Below are 17517 nucleotides of genomic sequence, written 5' to 3' on the forward strand. Positions count from 1 at the left end.
TTTTTCTATGATGGGGAGGCGGGAGAAGAATGAAAGTAAATAAAAAACAAGTGATTAAGTTACTTGAGACAATTGCACTTTTCATGGAACTAAAAGGGGAAAATCCTTTTAAAATATCAGCATTTCGTAAAGCGGCAGCAGCGTTAGAAAGTGATGATCGCAGCCTTTCAGAAATTGAAGATTTTACGAAAATACAAGGAATCGGAAAAGGAACAGCAGCTGTTATTGCAGAATATATTGAAGTTGGAACATCAGAAGTGCTTACAGAGCTTGAAAAAGAAGTACCGAGCAGCTTATTACCGCTTTTGAAATTACCAGGTCTTGGCGGTAAAAAAGTCGCCAAGTTATATAAAGAACTTGGCGTTGTAGATATAGAAACATTAAAGAAGGCTTGCGAGGACAATCAAGTTCAAGCACTTGCTGGGTTTGGTAAGAAAACGGAAGAGAAAATATTAGAAGCAATCGCTCAAGTTGGCTCTCGTCCAGAACGACTTCCGATAGCAATGGTGCTTCCTATTGCCGGGGAAATAGAGCGGAAATTGTCGAATGTACCAGAAATTATTCGTTATTCTCGTGCGGGCAGTTTGCGCCGTGTTCGTGAAACAGTGAAAGATTTAGATTTTATTATTGCAACAACAGAACCAGAAAAGGTGCGCGAGCATTTACTACAGTTTGATAATATGATTGAAGTGATCGCAAGCGGCGATACAAAAGTTTCCGTACGCCTTCAGTATGAGTACGATATTTCTATTGATTTCCGTCTTGTGAAGCCGGAAGAATTTATTACTACTTTGCATCACTTCACCGGTTCAAAAGACCACAATGTAAGAATGCGCCAAATTGCAAAAGATAAGGGCGAGAAAATTAGTGAATACGGCGTTGAAAACTTAGAAACGGGAGAAGTGCAAACATTCGAAACAGAAGAAGCGTTTTTTGCACACTTTGGACTTCCATTTATCCCGCCAGAGGTGCGTGAAGATGGAAAAGAGATTGATCTAATTGAGCAGTATCCGAATTTCGTTCAGTTTTCTCATATTCAAGGTGATTTACATATGCATACAACGTGGAGTGATGGTGCTTTTTCTATTGAAGAAATGGTACAAGCATGCCGCGCTCGCGGATATAAGTACATGGCGATTACTGATCATTCTCAGTACTTAAAGGTGGCGAATGGATTAACGAAAGAACGCCTTCGTGAACAAGGAAAAGAAATTGAACGTATGAATGAAAAATATCCAGATATCACCATTTTTCGCGGTGTTGAAATGGACATTTTACCAGATGCAAAGCTTGATTTTGATGATGATGTATTAGCAGAGCTTGATTATGTCATCGGTGCCATTCATTCTAGTTTCTCACAAGACCGTGAAACAATTATGAAGCGTCTGCGCGCTGCAATTGAAAATCATCATGTAACAATGATTGCGCATCCGACAGGCCGCTTAATTGGTCGCCGCGAAGGTTATGATGTCGATACAGATTTGTTAATTGACCTTGCGAAAGAAACAAATACTGTACTTGAATTAAATGCAAATCCAAACCGTTTAGACTTAAGTGCGAAGCTGCTAAAGCAAGCGCAAGATGCGGGTGTGAAAATCGCCATTAATACAGATGCTCATACACTTGAAATGTTAGAGGATATGGAAGTTGGCGCTGCAGCTGCGCGCAAAGGTTGGATTCAAAAAGATACAGTTATTAACACGTGGGATATTGAACGTTTATTAGATTATATTAAGCGTAATAAGTAACACAAGGGGGACGTGCAACTATGTTAGAGCGAACGTTGCGTGTATTAGAATATGAAAAAGTAAAAGAACAATTACTAGAACACGTTGCTTCTTCACTTGGACGAGATAAAGTAAAAGGACTTGTGCCGAGCACAGATTACGAAGAAGTGGTAGTAATGCAAGAAACAACAGATGAGGCTGCGAAAGTCATCCGTTTAAAAGGACATGTGCCGCTTGGCGGGATTTTTGATGTTCGTCCAAATGTAAAGCGTGCGAAAATTGGTAGTATGTTAAGCCCGCATGAACTTTTAGATATTGCAAGTACGATGTATGGCAGCCGTCAGATGAAACGATTTATTGAAGATATGATTGAAAATGGTGTGGAACTGCCGATTTTAGATACGTATGTAGCGCGCATTGTGTCTTTATATGATTTAGAAAAGAAAATTACAAATTGTATTAGCGACGGCGGAGAAGTAGTTGATAGTGCGAGTGAAAAACTACGTGGCATTCGCCAGCAAATTCGCACAGCGGAAAGTCGCATTCGTGAAAAGTTGGAAAATATGACGCGCTCTTCTAACGCACAGAAGATGTTGTCAGATGCAATTGTAACGATTCGTAACGACCGCTATGTAATTCCAGTTAAACAAGAATACCGCGGTGTATATGGTGGTATCGTTCATGATCAGTCTGCATCTGGTCAAACGTTATTTATCGAGCCGCAAGTTATTGTAGAACTGAATAACGCACTTCAAGAAGCGCGCGTGAAAGAAAAACAAGAAGTAGAACGTATTTTAATGATGTTAACAGAAGAAGTAGCAGCTGAGGCTGATATTATTTTAGAGAACGTTGATGTTGTGGCAGAGCTTGATTTCATTTTCGCAAAAGCTTTCTATGCAAAACGATTAAAAGCAACAAAACCAATTTTGAACAATGAGCGTTATATGAACTTACGCCAAGCACGTCATCCGCTTATTGATCCGAAAGTTGTTGTGCCAAACGATATTGTGCTTGGAAAAGACTTTACAACAATCGTTATTACTGGGCCTAATACAGGCGGTAAAACCGTTACATTAAAAACGGTAGGGATTTGTATTTTAATGGCACAATCTGGTCTACACATTCCTGTTTTAGATGAGTCCGAAATTTGTGTGTTTAAAAATGTGTTTGCCGATATCGGTGATGAGCAATCCATTGAGCAAAGTTTAAGTACATTCTCATCTCACATGGTAAATATTGTTGATATTTTAGAACAAGCAGACTTTGAAAGCTTAGTATTGTTTGATGAATTAGGAGCAGGGACAGATCCGCAAGAAGGGGCTGCACTTGCGATTTCAATTTTAGATGAAGTGTATAATCGCGGCGCGCGTGTTGTTGCAACGACGCATTATCCTGAGCTAAAAGCATATGGCTATAATCGTGACCAAGTCATTAATGCAAGTGTTGAGTTTGATGTAAATACATTAAGCCCAACATATAAATTGTTAATCGGTGTACCAGGGCGAAGCAACGCTTTTGAAATTTCAAAACGTCTTGGGTTATCTGACCGTGTAATTGATCGTGCTCGTGGTCATATTAGTACGGAATCAAATAAAGTAGAAAATATGATCGCTAAGCTTGAAGAAAGTCGAAAGAACGCTGAGCGTGAATGGAATGAAGCAGAAGAGCTTCGTAAGCAATCTGAAAAACTTCATAAAGAACTGCAGCGTCAAATTATTGAATTTAACGAAGAGCGTGATGAAAGACTATTAAAAGCACAAAAAGAAGGCGAAGAAAAAGTCGAATTGGCGAAGAAAGAAGCGGAGGAAATTATTCGTGAACTTCGTCAATTGCGAAAAGCAAAGCTTGCTGATATTAAAGATCATGAGCTAATTGAAGCGAAAAGTCGTTTAGCAGGAGCAGCGCCGGAGCTTGTGAAAAAACAACAAACAAAAGTGAAAAACACAGCGCCAAAACAAGTGTTAAGACCAGGCGACGAAGTAAAAGTATTAACGTTCGGTCAAAAAGGGCAGCTTCTGAAAAAAGTAAGCGATAACGAATGGAATGTCCAAATCGGAATTTTGAAGATGAAAGTGAAAGAGTCCGATATGGAATATATTAATACACCAAATCCTGTTGAGAAAAAAGCAGTGACAGCGGTAAAAGGAAGAGACTATCACGTTTCGTTAGAACTTGATCTTCGCGGCGAACGTTTTGAAGATGCGCTAGCACGTGTGGAAAAGTATTTAGATGATGCACAGCTTGCGAGCTATCCGCGCGTTTCGATTATTCACGGAAAAGGAACCGGAGCACTGCGTCAAGGGGTACAAGATTACTTGAAAAAACACCGCGGCGTGAAAAGCTTCCGTTACGGTGATATGGGCGAAGGCGGCCTTGGTGTGACAGTTGTAGAACTGAAGTAGGAAACGAAGCAAAGGGGAAACGGCTATGTTTATGGACAAACTTGCAAAAGTATTGTTAGCTTGTTGCGGAACGTTTTTTATTATTGGGGTTATATATTTGATGTTTTTTGCGAAATAAGGGAGAGGACACCGCTTTTTTGGTGTTCTTTTTCATTGTGTTTTCTAGGCACGAGTAGAAGATGTTATGTATAATAGAGAATGTTATACAGGAATAGAAGGGGACGCTATGATTACAACAAAAAAACTGTTAGAAGAAGCAACTAATTTTATTACAGATTGCTACAACGAGCTAGAAAAATCTCATGAAATACAAGATAGATTATCACAAATTGAATCTGAAATACAAATGACGGGAACGTATGAACATACTTTTGAGGAGCTTGTTCACGGGGCGCGAATGGCGTGGAGAAATAGTAATCGCTGCATCGGTCGTCTGTTTTGGAATAAACTACATGTATTAGATGCGCGCGATGTAAACGATGCAGAAGGGATATATGAGACACTGCTTCATCATATTCAATATGCGACAAACGACGGGAAAATCCTACCTACGATTACTATTTTTAAACAATATCAAAATGAGCAAAATCATATTCAAATTTATAATCACCAATTAATTCGCTACGCGGGATATGAAACCGAGCAAGGCATTATCGGTGATTCTCATTCCCTATCATTTTCATCATTTTGTCAAGAACTTGGCTGGAGTGGTAAAGGAACACATTTTGATGTGCTTCCGCTTGTATTCTCAATTGATGGAAACGAACCAGTGTATATGCCAATCCCAGAAGAGCATGTAAAAGAAGTGCCGTTAGAACATCCAGAATATCCATTTTCCTCTTTGGAAGCAAAATGGTACGGTGTTCCAATCATTTCAGATATGCGCTTAGAAATTGGCGGTATCTCTTATACAGCTGCTCCTTTTAACGGCTGGTATATGGGAACAGAGATTGGTGCACGCAACTTAGCTGATCACGATCGTTATAATCTACTTCCAGCTATTGCGGAGATGATGGGATTAGATATGTCGAGAAACAGTACACTTTGGAAAGATAAAGCATTAGTAGAATTAAATGTAGCAGTTTTACACTCTTTCAAAAAACATGGGGTAACGATTGTAGATCACCATACAGCAGCGCAGCAGTTTAGTCAATTTGAAAAGCAGGAAGCAGCATGTGGTCGTTTAGTCACAGGGAACTGGGTATGGTTAATTCCGCCTGTATCTCCTGCAGCAACGCATATTTATCATAAACCTTATCCAAATCAAGTACTTACGCCTAATTTTTTTCATAAAAAAAGATAAGAGCTTGTTGTGTGGATAAAAGAATAACGTGTATAGTTAAAAGGGACCGTTTTTAGGTGATACTAAATAAACGGCCCTATTTTTGTGCTTCTAACATAGAGTGGTTTCATACATAAGAAAAGTTGTTACAAAACTTCTGACTTCGTATAGGGCCTTTCTTAACAGCTAGAAAGCATTGGAATGGAAAGGTAGGATATGTAATGAAAACAGAAGTTATTTTAAAGGTTAAGGCGAAATACGCAAACGAATTAAAAAGTGGCTATCCACTTATTTCAAAAGAAGCGATTATCAATTTACATGATGTGAATGTAGAAGGTACAATCGTAAAACTTGTAGACGATAAAAATAAGTTTATTGGTACAGGATATTATGGAAAGCAAAATAAAGGATATGGCTGGATTTTAACAAGAAAAGAACAAGAACAAATCGACCAAGCCTTCTTTGAAAAGAAGATTAAAACGGCTTTAAGCAAACGTAAAACCTTTTATGAGGATTCAGATACAACAGCATTTCGTGTGTTCAACGGTGAAGGTGATGGAATCGGCGGCTTAATCATTGATTATTATGATGGGTATTACGTGATTAGTTGGTACAGCGAAGGTATTTATCAATTTAGTAAAGAGATTATCGAGTCCTTACAGAATGTGACTAAATTTAGAGCAATCTATCAGAAAAAGCGCTTTGATACAAAGGGACAATATATTGAAGAAGACGATTTCGTAACAGGAGAACGCGGAGAATTTCCGATTATCGTCAAAGAGAATGGTGTCAACTTTGCGGTATATTTAAACGACGGAGCGATGGTCGGTGTATTTTTAGATCAACGTAATGTTAGAAAGCAAATTCGCGACAAATATGCAAATGGCAAGACGGTCTTGAATATGTTCTCTTACACAGGTGCGTTTTCTGTCTTTGCAGCACTTGGCGGAGCGGCAAAAACAACAAGTGTGGACCTTGCGAACCGCAGCTTAAGTAAAACAATTGAGCAATTTAGCGTGAACGGCGTTGATTATGAAGCGCAAGATATTATCGTAGAAGACGTATTTCACTATTTCAAATATGCAGTAAAGAAAGCATTGAAGTTTGATATGGTCATTCTAGATCCGCCAAGCTTTGCACGCTCAAAAAAATATACATTTAGTGCTGCGAAAGATTATAAAAACTTATTAAAAGAAGCAATTGCGATTACAGAAAATAACGGTATTATTGTGGCTTCTACAAATTGCAGTGCTTTCGGTATGAAAAAGTTTAAAGGCTTCATTGATACAGCATTTAAAGAAATGAATGGCAAGTATAAAGTATTAGAAGAACATTCATTACCAGAGGACTTCCGAACGATTTCACAGTTTCCAGAAGGTGATTATTTAAAAGTAGTATTTATTAAAAAAATAAAGTAAAAACCTTTTTTAGATGGGCGAGGGCATCTGGCCATGCATAGAAGCGGTCAGTGCCTATTTCTGCCACAAAATAAAGGGAAAAAGTGAGTGCATGTCGTGGTAGGTCTTGCATACTAGGAATTTATAGGTTGAAAAATCAAAATGGGTTTATTTAACCTTTTAAAGTAAGAGCGTTTCTCTGTAATGAGAAATGCTTTTTATTTTTGCCAAAATTAAAATGATATTTCAATAACAATAATAATATAATGAAAAACAGTATGAATTTATTGTGAAACGATAAATTGCGTGCTAAAATCATGTTTAAATAAGTGAGGTGTTTTAAATGAATGGTAAACGAGGTTCAACCACTTTCTTAAAGGTAATTATTTTTCTGGCTGGAATTGCAGTTCTTGCTTTATGTGTATTTTTCGTGCCCCATATGGCGAATTTTGCAACAAAATTGTATCCCAATATTGCCCCAATGAAATATCTCGTTTTCATCGTGATGTATGGAGCGGCTGTGCCTTTTTACTTTGCCCTCTATCAGGCTTTGAATCTTTTACGGTACATTGACGAGAACACAGCGTTCTCGGAATTATCTGTAAAGGCGTTAAAGAACATAAAGTGTTGTGCGATTACAATCAGTGGTTTGTATGTATTAGGTTTGCCACTCTTTCATTTTATAGCGAAGAAAGTTGACCCTCCTATTGGATTAATGGGACTCATCATCATTTTTGCTTCGTCGGTTATCGCCGTTTTTGCTGCTATCCTCCAACGGCTTTTACAAGAAGCGATTAACATAAAATCAGAAAATGATTTGACGGTCTGAGGTGAAGGATATGGCAATTATTATTAACATTGATGTGATGTTAGCAAAACGAAAAATGAGCGTAACGGAGCTTTCGGAGAGGGTTGGGATTACTATGGCGAATCTTTCTATTCTGAAAAATGGGAAAGCAAAAGCGGTTCGTTTTTCAACATTAGAAGCGATATGTAAGACTTTGGATTGTCAGCCAGGTGATATTTTGGAGTACAAAAGCGATGAAGACAATCAATAAACGCAAAGAAGGGATAGCCATTAAGCTATCCCTTCTTTGCGTTTATTGATGTTATTTACTCAGAGAATTGCATTGATATTAGTGAAAAAAATATGATGTGATTTGCAATGTTTGCAAATCAAAAGGGAACCCGTTAGATAAAATGAGCTCCTTTTTTATTGTACAATGTGCTGTACTCTGCCAACCTGTCCGTCTTGTAAACGTATTTTTATGCCATGTGGATGAGAAGGTGAGTTTGTCAAAATGTCTTTCACTATCCCTCGCGTTAGCTTTCCAGTACGCTGATCTTGCTTTAGTACAATATCAACTTCGAGACCAGGTGATATGTTTGCGCGTTTTTGTCCGTTCATTTATACACCTGTGCGTCTACGTTGATTGTTTGGTTTCTTCGTTTGTTGATTTTGTAGCTTCTTCGTTGCTTGATTTTGATTTTTTGCATTAGCTCCATTTCCATTTCCTTGCTTTTTCTTCGCAAGTTGCTCACGCATTAAATCGGCTAAGCTTACTTTACTATTTTCTGACATATGAAATCTCCTTTTATATACAGTGAATTGAAAACAATCATAGTGAACTCCATCATATCATTGTTGAGGGAAGAAATGAAGTTGCACTATAGGTAAATAAGAAGTTCTATAGGGATTTTTAGGTGGGAAATGGGTCGTGGACCTTTAATAGCGTAATAAACATGGGAGAGCGACGACAGGTTTGGTTGAAGATAGTCCATGAAGAACCCCCGCCGTTTTTAAATTTTTTGGCTCTGTTTAACTTGTTTTTTTATTTTCTTCAAATTAATAAGCGTATTCGAAATGAAAGTCGAATACGCCTATTTTTTAGAGTTAATCCTATCTAATTGTTGAACGTAATGAGCAAATTCTAAAGGCTTTTGCTTTTTTAAATAATAATTTTCTGCTACCCAATATCTATTTTGGTATTTCTTTAATCGTTCTTCCAAATTCCCTATGTATGTATCACGATGAAGTACACGCTCGTATCTTATCTCTCTAGGGCAATCTAAGAATACTACGTAATCATAAAATGTTTTCCATTCTTCCCTCAAAAGAAAAATACCTTCAATGATTACGATACTTTTAGGTGATATCTTTATTGTTCTCTGTGTAAATGTATCTTTTTCCTTGTTGTAAAATGGCAAAGATAGATACTTTTCATTTTGGTACAATTTTTCGTATAAGTGTTCTTTTAGATAATTAGTATCCCATTGTAACTGATAGTATTCAAACCATTCATCGTGCCCTGTATTATATCTCTTAGCTTTCTCAACAATATGGTCATCTATATGGATAATTACTACATTATCTAGGACATTTTTTAGTTGATGTACTAATGTCGTTTTCCCAGCACCACTTAAACCATCTATCGCAAGAATAAAGGGTCTATCTACATTATGCGTTTTGTATTTTTCTTTTATTTGTTGCTTTAAACAATCCCATTTATCCATTCAAATTATTGTCCTTTCTGCCTTTTTCTTTCATTACAGACTATTATTCTGCAAATATTCCCAAAAACCTTGTTATGCTATCATTTTTCTTAATGGAATCATTGCGCTTGTTTCGTTTATCCCGCTATTCGTGGGCAGTAATACTCCCACCTCAAAATTCAGCGAAAGCATTGTCCAGTTTCAGTGGCTAGAATGTTCGGTGGCTTCGCTTCTTCCTGCGAGGTAAAAATCACCTCTACGTCAGAAGCTCCATCCCCCTCACATTCTGGACGAGCCACTTCCACATTTCTTTGTTGTCCAGCTCTAGCGGCTAGAATCTCCGGTCGTTTCGCCCCCTCGGACGAGGCAAAAAGCGCCTCTCTGTCAGGTGCGTGGGCGTCCTGCGATTCTGAGCGAGCCGCTTCCGCCTTTCTTAAGAAGTTAGGTGGGAGATAAACTGCCCGTAAAAGCCCGATTGGTGAGGGCTGATAATCAGTGGGGGATGAAGAAAACCCCCACTGATTAAAGTTTCACTTTATCGGGTATAAGCAACTTTCCACCGCAAATATGCAAATGCTACCTTCATACCTAGCGCAGATTCCGGATTCTCGAGAAGAGCAAAGAATTTTGGCAGGACCAGTTTTATAGAACAGATGAAGAGGTGCTGCATATGGAAACACGCAGTGAATTGCTAGAATTAGTGAAAACACTATCGTATAAGCACCGTGAAGTGATCATTATGCGGTATTTTCATGAATACAGTTTGGGATATTAGATTGGAAAAATTGTCGTAAAAGACTTCTTTTGAAAATGAATCGGTAGTCCATGTATCGATCCAATTAACGAAAAGCCCCTTCAGTGTATGAACTGAAGGGGCTTTTTACTCGCATCTCCTGAATCGTGGATAATATAATAACCTGTTTCCTTATGGAGTGATAAGTCTAAGCGGAGCGAAAGGATAATGTGGAAGATCATGTGAGACGGCAGGAGTAGATGAAAACTGATGATGCAAGATCGTATTTCCTTCTTGCGGAATACCCGCAGTATTGACTCCAAATGTGTTCATGATGATACAGTTGGCAGGTCCATATTGAGAGGTTACAAGTACTTCGTAGCAAGGACTTGGCGGCTGAAAAGAATTTGGGAGAAATGCGTGAATGACGAAAAGATTGCGTGGAGGAATTGTAAACGTAAACGGTGTGAGAATCGGTTGAACGTTGTCAGGCGGAACGATGCTGCTTTGCTGAGGTTGAATCGTTTGTGCGGTGTTTAAAGGTGGATTGACGACTTGTCCACATAAAAATGCAAACTTGACAATTTCGGCTGAATTACATGTATTTTGCCAATCTAACACGGATACGGTGACGGTTTGGGGCATGTTGTAATCCTCATTTAAAAGCGTAACGATCACGACCTCGGTATTGGGATTTTTCAATATAGATCCTGTCGTAAATACAGCGGATTCCCTTAGATATGTTGGAACCGGAGCAGGACACCCATAAGAATTAAAGTATTTTGCTGACAAGAATAATAAAACTCCTTTCTGTTAAAATATAATTTAATTATATGAAATTGTGCCCTTTTTGCTTGTATGCTTGTCCGAGCAATAAGATTATTGAGCATTTTGTTTTTTGGAAATGAAAGCTATTTGAATGTAATTGTATTCATATAGGAGGAATTGAAACGAGGAACGATGCTACATGCTAGTAGGGATAAAAGAATGATAGGAACATGGTTATATTTATCCCGCATTAACGGGCAGTAAGACCCCCACCTCAAGATTCAGAGAGAAGCAAAGAAGATAGGTGGGGGATAACTGCCCGTAAAAGCCCGATTGGTTCAACTAACCGTCAGTGGGGGATGAAGAAAACCCCCACTGACGGAAGTTTCACTTTATCCCGCTATTTGTGGGCAGTAATACTCCCACCTCAAAATTCGGCGAAAGCATTGTCCAGCTCCAGTGGCTAGAATGTTCGGTGGCTTCGCTTCTTCCTAAGAGGTAAAAAACACCTCTACATCAGAAGCTCCATCCCCCTCACATTCTGAACGAGCCACTTCCGCTTTTCTTAAGAAGATAGGTGGGAGATAAACTGCCCGTAAAAGCCCGATTGGTGAGGGCTGATAATCAGTGGGGGATGAAGAAAACCCCCACTGATGGAAGTTTCACTTTATATGTGATCCACTCTGTATATTTTATTTACCAAATTACACCACCAAGTTACAATATACATATAAATTCTTCTAGAAAATGGGTGATGGTGTGCAACATAAAGTTTTATTGGTAGAAGACGATATATCGATTCAAGAAATGGTGAAGGGCTATTTAACGAAAGAGGGGTTTGTTGTAGCGGTAGCTTCTGATGGAGAGGAAGGGTTTGCTAAGTTTTTACAAGATCAGTTTGATTTAGTTATTCTTGATATTATGATGCCTAAAATAGATGGCTTAGAAGTGATGAATATGATTCGGAAAAAGAGCTCTGTTCCGATTTTAATTATGTCAGCAAAGGATACAGATCTTGATAAGGCATTAGGACTTGGGCTTGGCGCCGATGATTATATTTGTAAGCCGTTTTCTATGATTGAGTTGTCTGCGCGAGTGAAGGCTGGAATTCGCCGGTCGACTACGTATTCCGCTCCGCAGCAAAAGCAAGATGACATGATTGTGGTTGGGGATTTGAAAGTTGATACGGCTAATTTTACTGTTCAGAAAAATAACGAAGCTATTAAACTTACATCGAAGGAGTTTGAGCTTTTAAAATTATTTGCGACCAATCAAAATCGCGTGTTTACGAAGGCGCAAATTTATAGCTTAATTTGGAATGAAGAATATTACGGTGATGAGAATGTCATTAATGTCCATATGAGAAGGCTGCGAGAAAAAATTGAGGACGATCCATCAGAGCCGCAATACATTAAGACATTATGGGGCATCGGTTATAAGCTGGAAGTGATATAGAATGGTTTTATTTTTAACGGCAATTATTTTTCTATTACTTTGTGTAATTTATTTTCAATATCGCACAGGAAAAAATCGAAGTGCAAATTTACGTTATACATATGAAAAGCTTCATATGATTCTAGAAAAGCAAACGAGTGAAAATTTATTAGTTGTGACAGATGATAAAGAATTGAAGTCATTATTAGTGGCGATTAATTATTTATTAGATGAAAAGAAAAAAACAATCGCTAAGCATTCAAAACTGGAAATCTCCATGAGAAAAATGCTTTCTAACATTTCGCATGATTTAAAGACGCCGCTTACTGTGGTTCTTGGTTATGTAGAAATTTTAAATGTAGATAAGACGATAAGTGAAGAAGATCGGGAGGTATTATTAGAAAAAGTTCATACGAAAACGTTAGAAGTGCTCGATCTTATATATAAATTTTTCGATCTTGCTAAATTAGAATCCGGTGATAAGGATATTGAAATGACGCGGATTTATATGAATGAAATTTGTCAGGAACATATGCTGTCATTTTATGATTTGTTAACAACGCAAGGATTTGACGTTCATATCGATATACCGGAAACACCGATCTATGCGCACGGGAATACAGAAATTATCGGAAGAATTATGAATAACTTAATTTCAAACGCGATTGCCTATGGGGGAGACGGAAAAACATTAGGGATTACACTGCGAAGTGATGATCAATTTGTATACGTGGACATATGGGATAAAGGAAAAGGAATCTCTGAATCTCATATCGATAAAGTATTTGAACGTATGTACACATTAGAAGATTCACGAAATCGTTTGTATCAAGGCAGTGGACTTGGACTTACGATTACGAAGCGGCTTGTAGAAGCATTAGGGGGAGAAATTCATCTATCTAGTAAACCTTATGAGAAAACAGTATTTACAGTTATGTTAAGAAGAATCAATTATTAGCTTGTAGAAGGAGCAATTCTACAAGCTTTTTTAACTTAAGAAATTTGTAAGGAATAGGTAAGAAAAAAGAGAATTTCATTTCTTATTATATAAATATAGAACGGGAGCGAAAGGGGAATGAAAGATGACGTACGTATTGAAAACGAATCAATTAACGAAAGTGTTTCATGGTAAAGAAGTTATTTCTAACGTAAATATGCATGTGAAACAAGGTGAAATATATGGGTTTCTTGGGCCAAACGGTGCTGGTAAAACAACGATTATGAAAATGATCACGAATTTAATTAAACCGACGAGCGGTGAGATTGAGATTTTCGGTGAGAAATTAACGAATACTTCATATGAAGTATTAAAGCGAATGGGGACAATTATTGAATATCCAATTTTTTATGAAAAACTAACAGCTAAAGAAAATTTGAATTTACACTGCGAATATATGGGGTTCTATGACAAGAAAGCAATTGATCGAGCGTTAGACCTTGTAAATTTACACAATGTTGATGATAAACAAGTAAAAGATTTTTCACTTGGGATGAAGCAGCGACTAGGAATTGCAAGAGCGATTACAACAAAACCAGAGTTGTTAATTTTAGATGAACCAATCAACGGTTTAGATCCGATCGGTATTAAAGAGTTACGAGAATTATTTAAAATACTTTGTAAAGAATATGGGATTACGCTGTTAGTGTCTAGCCACATTTTAGGTGAAATGGAACAAATGGCAGATACAATTGGTGTCATTCAAAACGGAAAGCTAATAAAAGAAGTTTCGATGAAAAGTATTAATGGGCAACAAACGGAGTATGTTGAGGTCACTGTTCAAGATGTGAAACAAGCAGCTTATCTGCTAGAAAATAGACTACATCTGACAAATTATAAAATTATGAGTGAAAATATAATTCGCATTTATGACATGTCAGCAACGCAACAAGCTATTTCGAAAACATTGATTATGAATGATATAGCAATTGAAAGTATCAATAAAAAGAATAGTTCATTGGAAGAGTATTTCTTAAATCTTATGAATGGAGAGGGAATCCATGCTTAATTTAATAAGATTAGAACTTGTTAAATTTAAATTATGGCCAGTCATTAAAGGGGCTTTCATAGCACTTCTTGTTATGCTGGGGTTTGTTACATTAATTATGTTTGATGGAGAATTTAAAAGTTACGATGATGCTTTTCGGTCTATTGATATTTTTGTGAAAGCAGTCTTTATGATATTTGGGGCAAGTTTAATTGCTAAATTTATTATTCAGGAATTTAAAGAAAAGACAATGATCATTATGTTTATGTATCCGATTAATCGTAAAAAAATGATGATTGCAAAATTGTTCATTATTATGATCTTTACATTTCTTTCGATTGTTATTTGTGACATTGTAATTTTTAGTTTCTTTTATGTATTAAATGTATATTATTCAGTCATAACAGAGCCGTTAACGATGACAATTCTTTTGCAAAATGGATCTAAATTATTAATGAATGCCATCGCGGCAACTGGAATTAGCTTGATTCCCTTATATTTTGGTATGAAAAAGTATTCAGTGCGGACAACGATTGTATCGGCGGTTATTATTATGTCCCTGCTAACATCGAGCTTATCTGGTCATTATTCCTTATATGATATTATTTTGGTCCCGATTACATTAGCTTGTGTTGGACTATTGATTGCTTATATGACTGTAAGAAAAATAGAGCAAGTGGATCTGTTTAAATAAATTAGGCGAACTAGGAGGAGAGGCCATTATGCTACACCTCATGAAGCTAGAAATGAAAAAGTTTAAGTTTGGCTGGTATGTAAAAGGAGCAGTACTTGCCAACATCATTATTACGGCTTTGTTCATTTTTATGAACTATGTACAGGAAGTAGAAAAGGATGTAATTATGACGAATGCTGAGGAAGCTTTTTTATTGATAGGGATAATGATAAGGGCAACGTTTATTGTGTTTGCGGCAGTATTGCTTGCGCAATTAGTTATTGAAGAATATAAAAATAAGACAATTATGCTCATGTTCTCTTATCCGGTCAAGCGGAAGAAACTCTTTGCGAGTAAATTAGCCATTATAGCGCTACTGACATTTATAACGATTTGGTTATCTAACGTAGTTGTTACAGGTGCTGTCTTTGTTTTACATGGATATTTTTCATTTATATCATATTCAATCACATTTACTGACTGGATGAAGCAAGCAATCAACATGATTCCCTTTGCAGTCGCTGCAGCAGGTACAAGTTTAATTCCGCTATATTTCGGAATGCGTAAACATTCTGTTCCGATCACAATTGTATCATCATTGCTTGTTGTTTCATTCGCTTGTTCTAATAATCCAGGATTCACGGTGGCCGCGATTATTCCCATTCAGTTTGTCCTTGCAGCTGTTGGAATTATGATTGCCTACTTAGCAATTCGAGATATTGAGAAAAAGGATGCGATTTAGAAAGGTATATAAGGGCGACGAGAGCATCTGGCCACGTATAGAAGCGGTCAGGGCCCTTTTCTGCCACATGCGAGGTTTAAAACAGAGGGAGAAAGCAAGTTGCGGTCATGGTGTATTTCAAAGACTTATATGTCAAATATCTATTTAGGGGGAACGGTTATGGATTTACTTGTACTTAATCTGGTAGGTGGATTGATAATACTTTTAATAGGAGGAGTCTTATATTACAGAAAACCAGAGAAGAAGTTTTTTTTACTTCTAATGATGATAGGGACAGTAAGCGTAATTATAAATGGAATGAGAATGCTTTTATAATAGGTGATGATAACTGCGAATCACAATTATAAGAAAAACGCATTCATCTGAGTCCGGTAGAATATCGAACGCAGGTGAGTGCGTAACCATATACCTCTTTTTTTTAACTTGATAGAAAAAATTAGTTCTTTCTTTTCATAAATTCCAACAAATCGTCAAAAACTTCTTGTTGATTCTGCCATAGTTCAGGTAAGTTATCTAAGGGAAAAAATTTTAGCTGTAAGCTTTCTTCGTTATCAGTATGTAATGTTCCGTGAAAATCTTTACAAATATAAGTCAACTTCACTAAGGCAACTTGATCACCGTTAGCAAGCGTTCTTTCGTATTTCTTTCCAGAATACACATTAAAGAATTCAAGCTTACCTAATTGTAAACCAGTTTCTTCAAACACTTCTCTTCTTGCTGTATCTTCAACTGTCTCACCAAACTCCATAAATCCGCCAGGCTGGCCCCACTTGCCGTTATCAGATCGTAATTGCAGAAGCACTTCATTTTTTTCATTCAAGACAAAACAACCTGCCACCACCATAATTACTTTTTCATGCCCAACCATATTTCGTAAATAACTTATATAATCCATGCGTTTCAGCTCCAATATTCATTTGTATCCATTATAAATGATTCCAGAGAAATTTGTTTTGTTCGCATAGAGAAGCTGCCCCAAAAGGCACATAATTGCCTTTTGAAGTCGGCCCTTTTTTCCGTTATCGACTGTTCCTTGCAATATATCGGCGACTCGACACGATTTAAAGACACTTCGACGATATTCAACATGCAAGTAGTCGATTTGCTGAGCTGAATAAAAGTGAAAGAATAAGAAGCTGCCCAAAAGTGAAACTTTGGGGCAGCTTCTTAGTAAGCAAACATTACCTCTTTGGCTCTTCCATTCCAGCTGCAGCCCATTCTTCTTTTGCCGGGCCGTAAATGCCAGGAACTTTCAATCCTGCCTGGCGCATAAGGACTGTCATTTGTCCGCGGTGGTGGTTTTGGTGATTGATAATTGTCATAAGAAAGATTGAATTGGGCATTTGCTGTCCGAAGAAGTCATTTAAAGTAGCTAAGTCTTTGTCTGTCCATTGTGTTTGAATTGCTTCAACAAATGCACTGGCAGTTTGACGATAGCTATCTGCAATAAACTGAGCTGAAGTTGGAACAGGGAAGTCATTCGCCGGTGCGTCAAACTGGAGTCCTGTGCGTGATGCGATAACAGGAATAGCTTCCACAATATGCCACGCAATGCGTCCTAGCGTCCAGTTTTCTGGTGTAATTTCTTGTGTCAGTGATTCATCAGTTAGCATATCTAATACTTTTTGTGTTGAATCTGCTTCGTATTTCCACGCTTTTAAAAAAACTTCTACAGTTTGGAACATAGAAAAAACCTCCTATGGTTAGATTCAAATGGTAAATTCGTGAAAGTTTTGTCGTTTCCTTCTAGTATTTTAATTTACAAGAGATTTTTATCAGAGTTACAGAAAGATATATGATAGAAGGAGTTATATATAAATTAAAAAACGACATAAAAACCCCTTTCTTTTAAGGGGGAACGAGAGCATCTGGCCGTGCATA

The 17517-nt window shown here is 37.4% G+C and carries 18 protein-coding genes and 1 pseudogene; 13 read left to right on the top strand and 6 right to left on the bottom strand.

The window, feature by feature from the left end; genetic code table 11:
• Positions 1 to 29 precede the first annotated feature (29 nt).
• From polX to MR076_RS08940, 6 genes are all read left to right on the top strand, one after another.
• Positions 30 to 1748: a DNA polymerase/3'-5' exonuclease PolX gene (polX, locus tag MR076_RS08915; RefSeq protein ID WP_242219774.1), complete on the top strand. Its 1719-nt coding sequence runs from the start codon at positions 30 to 32 to the stop codon at positions 1746 to 1748.
• Between the two features lie 20 nt (positions 1749 to 1768).
• Complete coding sequence (locus MR076_RS08920; RefSeq protein WP_242219776.1) at positions 1769 to 4129, top strand: endonuclease MutS2; 2361 nt, start codon at positions 1769 to 1771, stop codon at positions 4127 to 4129.
• Positions 4130 to 4355: 226 nt separating this feature from the next.
• Positions 4356 to 5432, top strand: a complete 1077-nt coding sequence (locus MR076_RS08925) for a nitric oxide synthase oxygenase (protein WP_242219778.1) — start codon at positions 4356 to 4358, stop codon at positions 5430 to 5432.
• Between the two features lie 200 nt (positions 5433 to 5632).
• Positions 5633 to 6829 (top strand): class I SAM-dependent rRNA methyltransferase, encoded by a 1197-nt coding sequence (locus MR076_RS08930; RefSeq protein WP_242219780.1) that lies wholly within the window; start codon positions 5633 to 5635, stop codon positions 6827 to 6829.
• 322 nt (positions 6830 to 7151) lie between these two features.
• Positions 7152 to 7637: a DUF2975 domain-containing protein gene (locus MR076_RS08935; RefSeq protein ID WP_242219782.1), complete on the top strand. Its 486-nt coding sequence runs from the start codon at positions 7152 to 7154 to the stop codon at positions 7635 to 7637.
• Positions 7638 to 7647: 10 nt separating this feature from the next.
• Positions 7648 to 7866, top strand: a complete 219-nt coding sequence (locus MR076_RS08940; RefSeq protein ID WP_013058154.1) for a helix-turn-helix domain-containing protein — start codon at positions 7648 to 7650, stop codon at positions 7864 to 7866.
• Positions 7867 to 8021: 155 nt separating this feature from the next.
• Here the strand turns inward: MR076_RS08940 and MR076_RS08945 are convergent, their stop codons facing one another.
• From MR076_RS08945 to MR076_RS08955, 3 genes are all read right to left on the bottom strand, one after another.
• Complete coding sequence (locus MR076_RS08945) at positions 8022 to 8216, bottom strand: YwbE family protein (RefSeq protein WP_242219784.1); 195 nt, start codon at positions 8214 to 8216, stop codon at positions 8022 to 8024.
• Positions 8217 to 8390 carry a hypothetical protein gene (locus MR076_RS08950; RefSeq protein WP_242219786.1) on the bottom strand — a complete coding sequence of 58 codons (174 nt, stop codon included), beginning with the start codon at positions 8388 to 8390 and terminating at the stop codon, positions 8217 to 8219.
• A gap of 299 nt (positions 8391 to 8689) precedes the next feature.
• Complete coding sequence (locus MR076_RS08955; protein ID WP_242219788.1) at positions 8690 to 9322, bottom strand: kinase; 633 nt, start codon at positions 9320 to 9322, stop codon at positions 8690 to 8692.
• 571 nt (positions 9323 to 9893) lie between these two features.
• Between MR076_RS08955 and MR076_RS08960 the strand changes: the two are divergent.
• Positions 9894 to 10067: pseudogene (locus MR076_RS08960) on the top strand (sigma-70 family RNA polymerase sigma factor); the annotation flags it as partial.
• 159 nt (positions 10068 to 10226) lie between these two features.
• On the opposite strand, the gene MR076_RS08965 reads toward MR076_RS08960, so the two are convergent.
• Complete coding sequence (locus MR076_RS08965; protein WP_242219790.1) at positions 10227 to 10679, bottom strand: hypothetical protein; 453 nt, start codon at positions 10677 to 10679, stop codon at positions 10227 to 10229.
• 882 nt (positions 10680 to 11561) lie between these two features.
• Here MR076_RS08965 and MR076_RS08970 point away from each other — a divergent pair.
• The 6 genes from MR076_RS08970 to MR076_RS08995 all read left to right on the top strand — a co-directional run bounded on the left by MR076_RS08970 (position 11562) and on the right by MR076_RS08995 (position 15951).
• On the top strand, positions 11562 to 12257 hold the full coding sequence (locus MR076_RS08970) for a response regulator transcription factor (RefSeq protein WP_242219792.1): 696 nt from the start codon (positions 11562 to 11564) through the stop codon (positions 12255 to 12257).
• A 1-nt stretch (position 12258) separates the two neighbouring features.
• On the top strand, positions 12259 to 13194 hold the full coding sequence (locus tag MR076_RS08975) for a HAMP domain-containing histidine kinase (RefSeq protein WP_242219794.1): 936 nt from the start codon (positions 12259 to 12261) through the stop codon (positions 13192 to 13194).
• Between the two features lie 124 nt (positions 13195 to 13318).
• A complete protein-coding gene (locus tag MR076_RS08980) occupies positions 13319 to 14242 on the top strand; it encodes an ABC transporter ATP-binding protein (protein ID WP_242219820.1) in 924 nt (307 codons plus the stop codon).
• Entirely contained in the window at positions 14235 to 14915 is a 681-nt protein-coding gene (locus MR076_RS08985) for an ABC transporter permease (RefSeq protein ID WP_242219823.1), read from the top strand. Before MR076_RS08980 ends, MR076_RS08985 begins: the two co-directional genes overlap by 8 nt.
• Before the next feature lie 28 nt (positions 14916 to 14943).
• A complete protein-coding gene (locus MR076_RS08990; protein ID WP_242219825.1) occupies positions 14944 to 15636 on the top strand; it encodes an ABC transporter permease in 693 nt (230 codons plus the stop codon).
• 159 nt (positions 15637 to 15795) lie between these two features.
• Entirely contained in the window at positions 15796 to 15951 is a 156-nt protein-coding gene (locus MR076_RS08995) for a hypothetical protein (RefSeq protein WP_242219827.1), read from the top strand.
• A 121-nt stretch (positions 15952 to 16072) separates the two neighbouring features.
• Here the strand turns inward: MR076_RS08995 and MR076_RS09000 are convergent, their stop codons facing one another.
• Together MR076_RS09000 and MR076_RS09005 are read right to left on the bottom strand one after the other, a co-directional pair.
• Entirely contained in the window at positions 16073 to 16531 is a 459-nt protein-coding gene (locus MR076_RS09000) for an NUDIX hydrolase (RefSeq protein WP_242219829.1), read from the bottom strand.
• A 286-nt stretch (positions 16532 to 16817) separates the two neighbouring features.
• Positions 16818 to 17321, bottom strand: coding sequence for a DinB family protein (locus MR076_RS09005; protein ID WP_242219831.1), 504 nt, complete (start codon positions 17319 to 17321; stop codon positions 16818 to 16820).
• Positions 17322 to 17517: the final 196 nt, after the last annotated feature.

It is taken from the genome of Bacillus cereus group sp. BfR-BA-01380, assembly GCF_022663535.1.
GTDB lineage: Bacteria > Bacillota > Bacilli > Bacillales > Bacillaceae_G > Bacillus_A > Bacillus_A cereus_BB.